At 55.9% G+C, this 13,262-nt stretch carries 12 protein-coding genes and 1 pseudogene; all 13 read right to left on the bottom strand.

The window, feature by feature from the left end; translation table 11 throughout:
* The coding region (asnB, locus tag CDE01S_RS08315) for an asparagine synthase (glutamine-hydrolyzing) (protein ID WP_218016509.1) at nucleotides 1-2,146 on the bottom strand (2,146 nt) is incomplete at its 3' end.
* Nucleotides 2,146-3,330, bottom strand: a complete 1,185-nt coding sequence (locus CDE01S_RS08310; protein ID WP_245636137.1) for a DegT/DnrJ/EryC1/StrS family aminotransferase — start codon at nucleotides 3,328-3,330, stop codon at nucleotides 2,146-2,148. The genes asnB and CDE01S_RS08310, both read right to left, overlap by 1 nt.
* Complete coding sequence (locus CDE01S_RS08305; protein ID WP_245636140.1) at nucleotides 3,327-3,794, bottom strand: NAD-dependent epimerase/dehydratase family protein; 468 nt, start codon at nucleotides 3,792-3,794, stop codon at nucleotides 3,327-3,329. The genes CDE01S_RS08310 and CDE01S_RS08305 overlap by 4 nt, the downstream gene beginning before the upstream one ends.
* A 29-nt stretch (nucleotides 3,795-3,823) precedes the next feature.
* Nucleotides 3,824-4,054 (bottom strand): annotated as a pseudogene (locus CDE01S_RS08300) (DegT/DnrJ/EryC1/StrS family aminotransferase); the annotation flags it as partial.
* A 2-nt stretch (nucleotides 4,055-4,056) separates the two neighbouring features.
* On the bottom strand, nucleotides 4,057-4,638 hold the full coding sequence (locus CDE01S_RS08295) for an acyltransferase (RefSeq protein WP_066705818.1): 582 nt from the start codon (nucleotides 4,636-4,638) through the stop codon (nucleotides 4,057-4,059).
* 2 nt (nucleotides 4,639-4,640) lie between these two features.
* A complete protein-coding gene (locus CDE01S_RS08290) occupies nucleotides 4,641-5,690 on the bottom strand; it encodes a Gfo/Idh/MocA family protein (protein ID WP_066705833.1) in 1,050 nt (349 codons plus the stop codon).
* Nucleotides 5,691-5,697: 7 nt separating this feature from the next.
* On the bottom strand, nucleotides 5,698-6,972 hold the full coding sequence (gene tviB / locus CDE01S_RS08285; RefSeq protein WP_066705817.1) for a Vi polysaccharide biosynthesis UDP-N-acetylglucosamine C-6 dehydrogenase TviB: 1,275 nt from the start codon (nucleotides 6,970-6,972) through the stop codon (nucleotides 5,698-5,700).
* A gap of 10 nt (nucleotides 6,973-6,982) precedes the next feature.
* Nucleotides 6,983-7,990, bottom strand: a complete 1,008-nt coding sequence (locus CDE01S_RS08280) for an NAD-dependent epimerase (protein WP_066705814.1) — start codon at nucleotides 7,988-7,990, stop codon at nucleotides 6,983-6,985.
* A 336-nt stretch (nucleotides 7,991-8,326) separates the two neighbouring features.
* Nucleotides 8,327-9,751, bottom strand: a complete 1,425-nt coding sequence (locus tag CDE01S_RS08275) for a mannose-1-phosphate guanylyltransferase/mannose-6-phosphate isomerase (RefSeq protein ID WP_066705812.1) — start codon at nucleotides 9,749-9,751, stop codon at nucleotides 8,327-8,329.
* Between the two features lie 21 nt (nucleotides 9,752-9,772).
* Nucleotides 9,773-10,318, bottom strand: coding sequence for a dTDP-4-dehydrorhamnose 3,5-epimerase (rfbC, locus tag CDE01S_RS08270; protein WP_066705810.1), 546 nt, complete (start codon nucleotides 10,316-10,318; stop codon nucleotides 9,773-9,775).
* Nucleotides 10,319-10,329: 11 nt separating this feature from the next.
* Nucleotides 10,330-11,214 (bottom strand): glucose-1-phosphate thymidylyltransferase RfbA, encoded by an 885-nt coding sequence (gene rfbA / locus CDE01S_RS08265; RefSeq protein WP_066705808.1) that lies wholly within the window; start codon nucleotides 11,212-11,214, stop codon nucleotides 10,330-10,332.
* Nucleotides 11,211-12,134, bottom strand: coding sequence for a dTDP-4-dehydrorhamnose reductase (gene rfbD / locus CDE01S_RS08260; RefSeq protein ID WP_066705806.1), 924 nt, complete (start codon nucleotides 12,132-12,134; stop codon nucleotides 11,211-11,213). Before rfbD ends, rfbA begins: the two co-directional genes overlap by 4 nt.
* 7 nt (nucleotides 12,135-12,141) lie before the next feature.
* Complete coding sequence (gene rfbB / locus CDE01S_RS08255) at nucleotides 12,142-13,197, bottom strand: dTDP-glucose 4,6-dehydratase (RefSeq protein WP_066705804.1); 1,056 nt, start codon at nucleotides 13,195-13,197, stop codon at nucleotides 12,142-12,144.
* Between the last annotated feature and the right edge of the window lie 65 nt (nucleotides 13,198-13,262).

The raw sequence follows: 13,262 nt of genomic DNA, 5'->3' as shown, positions 1-13,262 counted from the left end.
CCAACTTGTTGGCCGCGACGATACCAAGCACCTCTGCCTCGCTGAAACGTCGCGCGTTGCTGGGACTATACCAATCGAAATTTGTTACCAGCGAGGTCTCCGGCCCAAGATCCGCATTCCAGAAGCACTTCAGAAAATTCCAATAAATAAACCGCTGGATGTCATAAACCCCGCCTTTGATCCCCAGGGCGGGGATATCCGGCGCCTCGAAACTTACCTTGAGCTCGCTGAGCCTACGACCCAGTTCGGTGAGTTGCTGCGACATTGCCCAGAGTTCATCATGACTGAGATGTGCGCAGGCAGTTCGGAAGTAGTCGTCCAGCAACTCCCGTGGCAAGGCCTTTTTTGCATAGAAGTAGCATGCCAGCTGCCCTGTTTTTTTGTCACAGATACGCGCAAGTTCAGAAAATGTCCTCTCAGGATTTTCCGTGTGCATGATGACTTGATCGCAGCTGACGTAGCTGATGCAGCCGTCCCTCAGCTTGGTATCTGCAATATCACCCTGCATGAAGAACAGGTTGGGTAGATGCCTATAACGTTCTGCTGCATGACGGGCATCATTCGTGCGCTGGAAGAATCTCCTCTGCTTATCCCCAGGTTCATTCTCATTCACGCGCAAGACCTCTGCAAGGTTATTCAACTTAAGTTTGACAGGGCATTGCATTGCGAAGTCGACCAAATCGTTATCCATGAAGGGAACACGATTTTCCAAACCATGCGCCATGGAGAGCTTGTCCTCCACCACAAATAGGCCATGGAGGAAGGTCTTCGCCTCAAAGTACAGGGAATGATTGATGTAGTCTTCGGGGCGGTCCAATTCATTGTCGTGTGTCGCAAAAACATCCCGAAAGATGTCGCGCGTCCATACCGCCTGTACTTCCGGCCATACCGGAGCGAACATTTGTTTAATGTACCGGTTGTCGACCAAGCGCTGCCAGTACAAATAGTACTGATCAATGAAATGTTCGAAGTTCTGACTCATGGCCGCCCTGTAGTAGCGCCACGGATATCCCCCAAAGAGTTCGTCGCCGCCACTACCAGAAAGGACAACCTTGACAAATTTGCTGGCCAGCTTTGCGACGTAGTAGTTGGGGTAGCTCTGCCCCACGCGCGGCTCTTCCAGATGCTGAGCAAGTCGCGGCAAGCACCGCTCCATATCGCCGGCCTTGAGCACCATCTCATAGTGCTCGGTCTTGAATCGGGCCGACATGGCTTCGGCCTTTATGCGCTCGTCGTAGCCAAGCTCTATGCCAGACGCGGAGCTCAGATCAAACCCGCAGGTGAAGGTCTTGAGATTCGGGAATGATTGAGCGGCGATAGCCGTGATCGAGCCGCTATCCATCCCCCCGCTGAGGTAAGCCCCCAACTCGACATCACTCACCAACTGGCGGTTGACAGCCTGCCGAAATAGACGATCCAGCTCCTCGAGATACTCTTCCTTGCTCGCCGGATGATCTGGCTCACGAAAGCGATAGTCCCAATACCTGCTGACTTTGAAACTGGCCTCCTGCGGGCAGACTACAGCGTAATGGCCAGCAGGCAGGATTTGAATATCTTCAAGAAGCGTTTGATCCGTAAAGATGTTCTGAAACGTGAAATACTCAAGCAGCGCCCGCTTGTTGACCTTACGCTCGAAAGCGGGCTGCGCAAGAATCGCTTTTTGCTCCGACCCGAAACTGACGACTCCACGTTGCCTGGCTATATAGAGCGGCTTAATGCCGTACCGATCCCTCGCGAGCAGCATGCAGCGTTCTTTGCGATCCCACAATGCCAGTGCGAACATGCCGTTGAACCGCAACAACGCGTCAGTTCCCCAATGCGCGAACGCATAGAGCACTACCTCGCTGTCGGTTTGGGAGCGGAACCAATATCCAGCTGCCTCCAACTCGGTTCGTAGCTCGCGATAGTTGTATATCTCACCGTTGTAGCTAAGCACATAACGATGATCCGAACTGATCATCGGCTGATGGCCGAGAGGTGAGAGGTCAATAATCGCGAGTCTTCGGTGCCCCAGGCCGACGTTGCCCTCAATCCAGTGTCCTTCGCCGTCAGGCCCGCGATGCGCAATGGCATCCGTCATCCGCTTGAGAATGACGGGGGAGACGGCATCTCCATTTAGGTTAATAACACCTGTGATACCGCACATCAGCCGCTGTACCCCAGAACATTTTCAATCACGTACTGCTGCTCCGCCTCCGTCATTCCGTGGAACAGAGGTAAGGAGATGCTGCAATCATTTGCAGCAAATGCCATAGGGAAATCTGCTGGCTGGAGGTCGTACTTCTCGCGATAGAAGGTCAGCATATGCACCGCATGGGTCGCGGGACGCGTGGAGATACCCGCCCGCTGCAGACGATCCATCCATTCGTTTCTCTTGGCGTTCACCCGTTTGACAGACTGGGTATCGATCGGTTCAGGCTGGAACAGACAGGGATAACTCTGAAACCCATGGCCATATCCCTCAGGATGGACTGGGGTCTTGAGCCAAGGCAGCTTGGCAAACGCCTGATCATAGACGGCAGCCAATCGCCGGCGTTCGTCGATGATCGCCTGCGCCCTGTCCATTTGTGCCGCGCCCAGCGCGGCCTGCAAATCCGTCATGCGCTGGTTGTAACCTGCATCCGGATGATCGGCCAGGAGATAGGGACGGGCGCCCATATGACGCTGCAAGTCTGTCATGGCCGCGCCATGATCCCGCAGACGCCGCAGTTTTTCGGCCAGCGCTTCGCTTTGCGTCGTGATCATCCCGCCTTCGCCCGTGGTGATGGCCTTGCGGGGGTGAAAGCTGAAGCATCCGGTGTCACCAAATGTACCAACATGCTGCCCCTGATAGGTGCTTCCGAAACCGCACGCGGCGTCCTCAACCACCCACAGGTTGTGTTTGCGCGCCAGTTCCATGACCGGCCCCATATCGGCCGACAAGCCGAACAAGTGAACCGGCAGGATGGCTTTAGTGCGAGGTGTGATCTTGCGAGCCGCGTTGTTGACGTCGAGATTGAAGGTATTGAGGTCAATATCGCAGAAGACCACCTTGCCACCCAAATGCTCAACCACGTTGGCGGTCGCGATCCAGGTAAAGGCCGGCACAATGGCCTCGTCGCCCGGGCCAAAACCCAGTGCCGCCAGCGACAGGTGCAGGGCGGTTGTGCAAGAGGTCACGGCGATGGAATAGCGAGCTCCGGTGAAGGCCGACCACTTCTCCTCGAATTCGCGCACCTTCGGCCCCTGCACCAGCCAACCGCTGCGCAGCGGCCCCAGCACGCTCTGGATTTCCGCCTCGGTGAGGTTGGTCCGCGCAATCGGGACATTCATCTTGACGCTGCTGCTCATGCGGGCAATCCCACGGCGGCGCGACGAGCTGCGACTTCTGCCTTGTGGCTGGCGCGCCACTCGATCAGACGGCGCAGCCCTTCCTTTAGGTCAATGGTTGACGTGAATCCGATCTCCTTGGATGCCTTGACGGGGCTGCCGATACGGTTGCGCACCAGCGTTGCCTGACTGCGCGGAGCGTACTTGATCGGCTGCTTGCTACCGGTCAGGACGATAAGCATCTCCGCCAGCTCTTTGAGCGAAGTGCGCTTGCCTGTGCCGACGTTGTAGAACGAATCCACCGCCTCCGACTTCATTGCACACACATTGGCTAAGCCGCAGTCCTCCACGGCCACAAAGTCGAAGGCTTCGGAGCCATCGCCCATGATGGTCGGGCTCTCGCCCTTGTCGATGGCGTCAAGCATCTTCATGATCACGGCGATATAGGCGCCGTGATAGTCCTGCCGGGGGCCATACACGTTCATGTAACGCAAGCCCACATAGTTGAGACCGTAACCTCGTCACCTGGCCCAACACCCAGCGCCATCAGTGCGATCTGCAGTGCATCCGTGCCATTGGCCACGCTGATGCAGTACCTGGCGCCCGTGTAGGCAGCCAATTTTTCCTCCAGCTCAGCCACTTCGGGACCGAGGATGAACTGACCGTGTTCCAGCACGCGCTGAATCGCGGCGTCGATCTGAGGCTTGAGCCGCCGGTACTGACTCTTTAGGTCGATGAATTCCATTGTCAGGCCTGGATCCGATGAAGAGAGCTATCCTTGAGCACATAACGAGCCCCTGTATGGGAGCAAACAGCTTCAGCGTCACCCCTAAGAGGTAGCGGCAGCTGTTCACCGAACTCGCTCATCCAGCCGATCTGGCGAGCCGGCACCCCCACCATCAACGCGTAGGCGGGCACATTGCGATTTACGACGGCGCCGGCGCCGATAAAAGCATATTCACCAATAACAGCACCGCACACGATAGTTGAGTTGGCGCCCAGCGTAGCCCCCCTCTTGACAAGAGTATCGCGGTATTCGTTCTTACGCTCGATGAGCGAACGAGGGTTGTAGACATTAGTGAACACCATGCTAGGACCGCAGAACACACCCTCCTCCAATGTCACGTTATCGTAGATGGAGACATTGTTCTGAATCTTGCACTTGTCGCCAATGACCGCCTTGTTGCCAACAAAGACGTTCTGACCGAGCGAAACCCCTTTGCCTATGCGGGCTCCACTACAGACGTGCACGAAGTGCCATATACGCGAGCCCTCACCTATCTGCGCACCGTCGTCAACAACAGCGGAGGCGTGGACGGAGTAGTTCATCACTAGTACTCCAGCGGCAAGGAAACCGTCTTGCCATCCCGGGCAGAGAGATAGGCCGCGATCAACAACTCAAGCGACTTCAAACCCTCACGGCCATCAGTTTCCGGCTCGGCCTCGCCGCGCAGCACGTCAATTACATTCTGGTAATACAGCGGGTGCCCGAAGCCGTAAACTGATGTGGTTTCGTAGTTGGCCACTTGTATATCTTTGTCGTAATCCTTCGGCTCCGCGAACTCCCACAGCTGGATTTCATTGACGGCCACTCCGCCGACGCGAATCGAACCCTTGTCGCCAAGTATTGTGATGCTACCCTCAAGGTTCCGCGGATACGTAAGCATGGTGACACTCATGGAACCCAACGCTCCATTACGCCACCTCACATTCAGTACGCCGGTGTCTTCGACTTCGATATCTCTAGACGTGCTCATCATGCACTGGACCTTCTCGACCGGGCCGATAAGCCAATCGAGCAAATCAACATAGTGGCTCGCTTGGTTCATGAATGCACCGCCATCAAACTCCCACGTCCCTCGCCATTTCGCCTGATCGTAGTAGGACTGCGGTCGAGTCCAGAAGACATTCAAGTGGACCATATGAATCTTGCCAAAGCGCGCCTCCTCAACTGCGCGCTTCAGAAGCTGAAGCGTGGTGTTTCGTCGATTCTGCTTGACCACAAAGAGACGAACACCGGCCTCATCACACGCCTTAACCATACGCTGCCCATCTTGCCAGCGGGTCGCCATCGGTTTCTCAGTCATGACGTGAACGCCATATTTCGCCGCCAGCACCGCTTGTTCAGGATGAATGCCGCTTGGGGTACAAAGCGCCACGAGATCGAGCCGCTCCGTCTTTAATAGCTCCTCCATTGACAGATACCCCTGCACACGATGCCGCTCGATGTGCTCAGCCAACGTGTTTGGGTCTGTATCACAGACGGCAACTAGCTCAACATCCTTGATATGAGAATCGATTGAACCGAAGTGATTCTTTGAAATTCGACCACAACCAACAATGGCCATTCGAATTTTTCTATTTTTTATTTTCTCTTTCATCGTTTCCTCACAACCGAAGATCGGCCTCCTGAGCATTCAGAACATATTTGAGGTCATACAGAACGCAGGTCTCCTTGCCCAGCCTACGGATCTCGGTCGCCCCCATAGCCTTGAACTGCTGATGAGCCACCGCAAGCACTATCGCGTCGTACTGCCCCGACCTTGGGGTATCGATTGGCGTCAACTCGTATTCATGTTGCGCACTCCCGATCGAAACCCAAGGATCATAGACATCGACATCGCAGTTGTAGTCCCTCAGCTCCTTCACAATATCAACGACTCGGGTGTTCCTCAGATCAGGGCAGTTTTCCTTGAATGCGAGTCCCATGACCAAGATCTTCGCTCCGTCAACTTGTATCCGCTTCTTGGTCATCGCCTTTACAAGCTGACTCACCACGTAGCCTCCCATACCGTCATTCAAACGGCGGCCCGCCAAAATGATCTCCGGGTGATAGCCAATGGCTTGCGCCTTGTGGGTCAAATAATATGGGTCAACACCTATGCAATGCCCTCCAACCAAACCAGGGCGAAACGGGAGGAAGTTCCATTTGGTGCCCGCGGCCGCAAGGACAGCCTCGGTATCAATACCCATCCTGTTGAAAATGAGCGCCAACTCATTGACAAGTGCGATGTTGAGATCTCGTTGGGTGTTCTCTATGACCTTAGCCGCTTCGGCAACCTTGATGCTTCCTGCCTTGTGGGTGCCGACTGTGATGATTTCGTTGTAAAGCGAATCGACAAGATCGGCGACATGAGGGGTCGAGCCTGACGTCACCTTCTTGATCGTGGTGACGCGATGATCTTTATCACCTGGATTGATTCGCTCGGGACTGTAGCCGCAAAAAAAATCTCGATTGAATTTCAGACCAGAGTGTTTTTCCAGAACCGGCACGCAATCTTCTTCCGTACACCCCGGATAAACGGTGGATTCGTAAATGACGATATCTTGGGGCTTAAGCACCTTAGCGACAGTCTCGCTAGCTTTAATCAGTGGAGTGAGATCCGGGCGCTTGTATTCGTCAATAGGCGTAGGAACGGTAACGATAAAGCAATTGCAGTCGCGCAAGTCCTCTAGGCTCGTGGAGTAGACAAGATGTCTAGCGGCTTCAAGCTCGTCCCGAGTGGTCTCGAGAGTGGTGTCATTACCAACCTTCAGTTCACTTATGCGCTGCTGACTTATGTCAAACCCAACAACCGATCTGTTGCGACCGAATTCGACGGCAAGTGGTAGCCCCACGTAGCCAAGACCAATAACAGCGAGTTTGATGTCCTTGGATTGCATCCTTGTCCTCTTAAACTTCAAAATAATCTCGATACCAAGAGACAAAGCGGCCAATACCTTCTTCCACTGTTGTTGAAGGCTTATAGGCGAACTGCTCAACAAGATCGACAATATCCGCGTAGGTATCTGGCACATCGCCCGCTTGGAGAGGCACGAGTTCCATTTTTGCCTTCACACCCAGCGCGCGTTCCAGCGCAGCAATGAAGTCCAGCAATTTTACGGGCGAATTGTTACCTATGTTGTAGACGCGCCACGGCACATTGCTTGTTCCAGGATCCGGCTTATCCCCCATCCAACCCAGATTCTTCGAGGCCGCTTGATCCAAGACACGAATAACGCCTTCAACAATATCGTCGATGTAGGTGAAGTCACGCCGGTGCTCGCCATGGTTGAACACCTGTATTGGATCCCCAGCGAGCATAGCCTTGGCAAACTTGAATAACGCCATATCGGGGCGTCCCCATGGTCCGTAGACCGTAAAGAACCGCAGCCCAGTTGCAGGCAACCCATAGAGATGACTATAACTGTGCGCCATCAGCTCATTCGCCTTCTTACTGGCAGCATAGAGACTCAGTGGATGATCCACGTTCTGATGAACAGAGAAGGGCATGGCCGTATTGGCACCGTAGACACTGGAACTACTTGCGTAGACCAGATGCTCGACGCCGTTATGACGACACCCCTCTAAGATATTCGCGAAGCCGAGAATGTTGCTATCAATATAGGCCAACGGGTTCTGAATGGAGTACCGAACGCCCGCTTGAGCCGCAAGATTCACAACGCGCTGCGGCTTATGCGCGGCAAAACACTGCTGTACCGCCCAACGGTCCGCTAGGTCAATACGCAGATGGGAATAGCCGTGGTGCTGCGCGTAGCGAGCCAGCCGAGCCTCCTTGAGGGCAGGATCGTAATAATCATTGTGGTTGTCAATACCGACAACTTGGTCACCACGCGCCAAGAGACGCATCGTCAAGGCCGATCCGATGAAGCCGGCCGAACCAGTCACTAACACTTTCACTATAAATCGCCTTCCCGCCTATTAGAAAGATTGACATCGCCCCAATTCCCTGAAATCAGCACAAGTGCCAGCTTGACCGCAGCTCTCATAGGGCCCATATCCCAAAGCCGTCGGTGCAGACAGTATTACCAAGGCAGACCGGCTTCGCCCCCCTGTGCATACAGCCACTTCAGACTCAGAACGCCCCCACAAGAAAGAAGCAACACTTACTCCAGCACACAACAGTAGCAGCAAAGATTCCGGATTTTGATCCAATCAACGCCTGCTGGTCGACGCAAGCAACTGGCATCTTCGCTGCCGCAGTTGCAGCAGACAATGCACTTTGCTTCTAAAAATTCATTCGTCGGACGATTTGCGCCCATAAGCATCGTCAAACCGAATGATGTCATCCTCCCCCAAGTAAACGCCGCTCTGAACTTCGATAATTTCCAGTGGAACCTTACTGGGATTGGCCAAACGATGCACCCGTCCGATAGGAATATAGGTGCTCTGATTTTCGTGCAGGATCAGGACTTGGTCGCCGTTAGTTACCTCTGCTGTGCCGCTGACGACCACCCAGTGCTCGGCACGATGACGGTGCATCTGCAAGGAAAGCGCGGCCCCAGGCTTGACGGTTATGCGTTTGACTTGGTGGCGCGCTCCAAAATCGACACTATCGTACCATCCCCATGGTCTCGCGACCCTCCGATGCTGCACTGCCTGCGAGGCATCGAGCTCCTCCAGCTTGACCACAACTTCCTTGACGGCTTCGGCATGAGCAGCGTCAGCCACCAGCAGCGCATCCGACGTGTCGATGACCAGCAGGTTCTTCGTGCCCAGCGTCACTACGGGACGCTGTCCACCTGCATGGATGTAGGTGTCGCGCGCATGCAGATGATGCGCCAGTTGCACATCGCCGCCAGCGCGGTTACCCTGTGCATCTGGGGCGGCCAGCTGCGCTACGGCGGTCCAGCTGCCCACGTCGCTCCAGACACCAGCAAAGGAAAAGACGCTGACGTTGCGCGCCTTCTCCATCACAGCGTAGTCAATCGATTGGCCGCGACAAGTGGCAAAGATCTGCGCATCGGGGCGCAGGAACAGGCCATCACGCTGCGGCAGACGCATGGCCTGTCGGCATACGTCCAATATGTCCGGCGCATGAGCCTGCAGTGCTGCCAACAGATCCTGGGCGCGCATTAGGAATACACCGGCATTCCAGAGATATTGGCCACTGGCCAGGAATTCAAGTGCCTTGTCGTGCGATGGTTTCTCGACGAAACGGGCCACAACGAAGCCGTCACCGACTGCGGAGCCCTTCTGGATGTAGCCATAAGCCGTACTGGGGAAACTTGGCTGCACGCCAAAGATCACCAGCTGGCCGGCCTGCGCCGCAAGAACCGCGCCCTGAACCATGGCGCAGAAGGCTTGGTCATCCGGGATGTGATGGTCGGCCGGACAGAACAACAGCAGAGTATCGCCCGGCACCGCCAGGGCCGCCAGCGCCATGGCAGCGGCCGTGTTCTTCGCCTGGGGTTCGAGAATCTGCCGCACAGACAGTCCGACCTGCGTTGCCACATCGGCCACCAGGAAACGGTGCTCCTCTGCCGCCACACAAGTAATGGATTCCGGCTTGCCTTTGGCCAGCGGAGCAACACGCTCCATCGTCAACTGCAGCAGTGATTTATCCCCGAGCAAGGGGATGAACTGCTTAGGGAACGCCTTACGGGACAACGGCCACAGGCGCGTACCACTGCCTCCACAGAGAATGACGGGGTGAATCATTTTTGAATTTTATAGGTCAACTTAGACATACTTTTCAGCCGCAGCAAATGAACACCCCATCGCATCCTTCTCTGACAACTGGAGGCCCATGGGCACGGGCCATTCGATCGCGAGCTCAGCATCGTTCCAGATAATGCAACGCTCATGCTCCGGCGCATAATAATCAGTCGTCTTATAGAGAAAGTCGGCTGACTCGCTGGTCACCAGAAAGCCATGCGCAAAGCCGGGAGGAATCCACATCTGTCGGCAGTTATCCTCCGTGAGCATCGCTCCCGTCCATCGACCGAAGGTAGGAGACGATCTGCGAATATCAACAGCGACGTCGAATACAGCCCCTCGAACCACACGGACCAGCTTGCCTTGCGGCCGGAGAAGTTGGTAATGAAGTCCACGCAGCACACCATGCGCCGAGCGGCTATGGTTATCCTGCAGGAACTGGACATCCTGCCCCACAGCCTGGCTGAAGGCACGCTGGTTGAAACTCTCGAAGAAGAAGCCGCGACTATCCCCAAACACAAGAGGTTCGATGATGAGAACCTCCGGGATTGCTGTTGGCACGACCTTCATGGCAGTTCTCGTTATCGCACATGGTCCGCCAGCAGCTGCAGCAGATATTGACCATAGCCGCTCTTGGCCAATGGTTGCGCCAGCCTCTGCAGTTGCTCGTCAGTTATCCATTCATTGCGCCATGCGACTTCCTCCGGGCAGGCAATCTTCAGCCCTTGTCGATGCTCCAGTGTGGCGATGAACTGGCCAGCCTCCATCAGACTCTCATGGGCTCCGGTATCCAGCCAGGCGTAACCGCGCTTCATGATCTGAACGTGCAGGCGACCATGCTCCAGGTAGTGCTGATTCACCGCGGTGATCTCAAGCTCACCACGGGCGCTGGGTTGGACAGCCTTGGCGACATCCACCACCTGGTTGTCATAGAAATACAGCCCTGTCACCGCGTAGTTGCTTCGAGGTTGCTGCGGCTTTTCCTCGATGCTGTGGGCTTGGCCTTGTGCGTCAAAGGTCACAACGCCATAACGTCTCGGGTCCCGCACATGGTAAGCAAAGACCGTGGCTCCATCCACTTGCGCACCAGCATCCCTCAGCAGGCTCTGCAGATCGTGACCATAGAAGATATTGTCGCCCAGCACCAAAGCACAGGGATGGTTCTCGATAAATCGCTCGCCGATAATGAAGGCCTGCGCCAACCCATCAGGCGAGGGCTGCACCGCGTATTGCAGATAGATGCCCCATTGGCTGCCATCGCCGAGCAACTGCTGGAAGCGTGGCGTATCCTGTGGCGTACTGATCAGCAGGATGTCACGTATCCCCGCCAGCATCAGGGTGCTCAGCGGGTAATAGATCATTGGTTTGTCGTACACCGGCAGCAGCTGTTTGCTGATGGCCAGCGTGGCTGGATACAAATGCGTACCCAGACCTCCCGCAAGGATGAGCCCTTTACGTTGCGTCATGACTTTGGACCTTCGAAGAGTTCTGCCAGCATGCGCGACACACCCAATCGCCAGTCGGGCAAGCTTAACCCAAAGGTCGCGCGCAACTTGGCGGTATCCAGTCGCGAATTGTGCGGCCGGCGCGCCGGCATAGAGTAGGTCGAACTGGGTACGGAGACCATATTATCCGGCCGGAGCTTGAATACTCCCTCAGCGCGGATCGCATTTTCCAGCACAAAACGTGCATAGTCATACCAGGAAGCTTCTCCACTGGCGGTCAGATGGTAAATACCGGACTGCGCAAGATTGTTATGTCCAACCGGCGGAAGCACATGGCGCAGCGCATGCGCCGTGACATCTGCCAACAGGTCGGCTCCGGTAGGGGCCCCGATCTGGTCATTGACCACTGACAGCTGCTCACGTTCGCAGGCAAGGCGCAATATGGTTTTGGCAAAGTTATTGCCACGAACAGCGTAGACCCAACTGGTGCGAAAAATCAAGTGGCGGCACCCACTGGACACAATCTGCCGCTCCCCTTCCAGCTTGGTTTGGCCATACACGCTCAGCGGAGCAGGGGCATCTGTCTCACGCCAAGGCCGGTCGCCACTACCATCGAACACATAGTCGGTGCTGTAGTGCACCAGCCAGGCTCCCAGTTGCTGCGCTTCGCGCGCCAGCACGTCGGGCGCCTGCGCATTCAAGGTGCGTGCTAACTCAGGCTCGCCCTCGGCCTTGTCCACCGCTGTATATGCTGCAGCATTGGCAATGACCTGGGGCTGCACGCGCCGCACGGTTTTCGCCAAGCCCTGCAAATCACTCAAATCACCGCACAACCCCTCGGCACCGTGCCGATCCAACGCCACCACCTCGCCCAGCACACTCAGTGCTCGCTGCAACTCCCAGCCGACTTGGCCGCTTTTGCCCAAAAGTAGGATCTTCATGTCGGCCTCAGACGTCCTGCCAGTCCATCCACTGACGGCAGCTGCCACTGGTGACGCTGGAGACCCAACCCTGGTTATCGAGATACCATTGCACGGTCTTGCGAATACCGGTCTCAAAGGTTTCTGCCGGCTTCCAGCCCAGTTCGTGCTCCAGTTTGCGCGCGTCGATCGCGTAGCGGCGGTCATGGCCGGGCCGGTCTTTTACATAGGTGATCTGTTCGCGATAGGACTTCTTGTCCATGCGTGGCCGCAGTTCATCAAGCAAGGCGCACACCGTGTTGACAATCTCGATGTTCGGTTTCTCGTTCCAGCCACCTACGTTGTAGACCTCGCCCAAGCGGCCTGCCTCCAACACACGACGGATGGCACTGCAATGGTCTTTGACATACAGCCAGTCGCGGATCTGCTGGCCGTCACCATAGACCGGTAGCGACTTGCCCGCCAAAGCATTGACGATCATGAGCGGGATAAGTTTTTCCGGAAAATGGAAGGGCCCGTAATTGTTGGAGCAGTTGGTGGTCAATACCGGCAAGCCATAGGTATGGTGATAGGCGCGAACCAAGTGGTCACTCGAGGCCTTGCTGGCCGAGTACGGACTGTTGGGCGCGTACCGGTGCTCTTCGGTAAATGCCGGCTCACCCTTTCCAAGAGAACCGTAAACCTCATCAGTGGACACATGCAGGAAACGGAAGCTCGATTTGTCCTCGGCCGCCAACCCGGTCCAGTAGGGCCGCACAGCCTCCAGCAATCGAAAAGTGCCGACAATATTGGTCTGGATGAAATCCTCGGCCTCTTGGATGGAGCGATCCACATGCGACTCGGCCGCGAAGTTCAGCACCGCGCGCGGCCGGTGCTCACTCAGCAGCCGCTCCACCAGCGCCGTATCGCCGATATCACCGCGCACAAAGACATGCCGTGCATCACCTTGCAGGGATGTCAGATTCTCCAGATTGCCGGCGTAGGTGAGTTTGTCCAGGTTGACGACCGGCTCATCCGATTGCTTCAGCCAATCCAGCAAAAAATTGGCGCCGATGAAACCAGCACCGCCCGTCACAAGGATCATGAAGTTCCCAGTCCAATAAAGGGGCACTAGGCCACCCGTGTTACCTCCGGGATTATTCCACGCCC

Source organism: Curvibacter delicatus NBRC 14919 (assembly GCF_001592265.1).
Classification (GTDB): domain Bacteria; phylum Pseudomonadota; class Gammaproteobacteria; order Burkholderiales; family Burkholderiaceae_C; genus Hylemonella; species Hylemonella delicata.
The sequence above is the reverse complement of the archived record's forward strand: the minus strand, read 5'-3'. Positions and strand labels throughout refer to the sequence as shown.